Annotated in this window: 1 protein-coding gene; it reads left to right on the forward strand. The window is 58.5% G+C overall.

What is annotated here, in order from left to right:
- Positions 1-779: ABC transporter permease subunit (locus tag F3J17_RS35930; protein WP_167070568.1), on the forward strand; the 779-nt coding region annotated here is incomplete at its 5' end.
- Positions 780-795 lie beyond the last annotated feature (16 nt).

Here is a 795-nt window from a genome sequence, read left to right on the forward strand (position 1 = left end):
AGGTCATGGGCATTCCGCCCTATTCGAACCTGGTCGAGATGAAGGACGGCATGGTCCATCTCGCGCTGCAGCTTTCGCACTACGCGTTCCTGCTGCAGGACAGCCTCTATATCGCCACCTATATCAGTTCGCTGAAGATGGCGGCGGTGTCGACGTTCTTCTGTCTGCTGATTGGTTACCCCATCGCCTATTACATCGCGCGCTCCAATCCGGCCACGCGCAATGTGCTGATGATGGCGGTCATGCTGCCGTTCTGGACGTCGTTCCTGATCCGCGTCTATGCGTGGATCGGCATTCTCAAGGACGACGGCCTGCTCAATCACGCGCTCATGGCCATCGGCCTGATCCATTCGCCGCTGCGTCTTTATCACAGCGATGCGGGCGTCTATATCGGCATGGTCTATTCGTATCTGCCGTTCATGGTGATGCCGCTCTACGCGCACCTCTGCAAGATGGATCTCACGCTGCTCGAAGCCGCGTATGACCTGGGCGCGAAGCCGTGGGTGGCGTTCACGAAGATCACGCTGCCGCTTTCGAAGAACGGGATTATCGCGGGCAGTCTGCTGGTGTTCATTCCGGCGGTGGGCGAATACGTGATTCCCGAACTGCTCGGCGGCGCCGACACGCTCATGATCGGCCGCGTCATGTGGGACGAGTTCTTCAACAATATGGACTGGCCGATGGCCTCGGCTGTCACCGTCGCGATGGTGTTGCTGCTGCTCGTGCCGATGGCAGTCTTTCAGTACTACCAGGTCAAGGAACTGGAGGAAAGCAAATGATCAAGCCCAATCGCGC

Source organism: Burkholderia sp. Ax-1719 (assembly GCF_011753055.1).
Classification (GTDB): Bacteria; Pseudomonadota; Gammaproteobacteria; order Burkholderiales; family Burkholderiaceae; genus Paraburkholderia.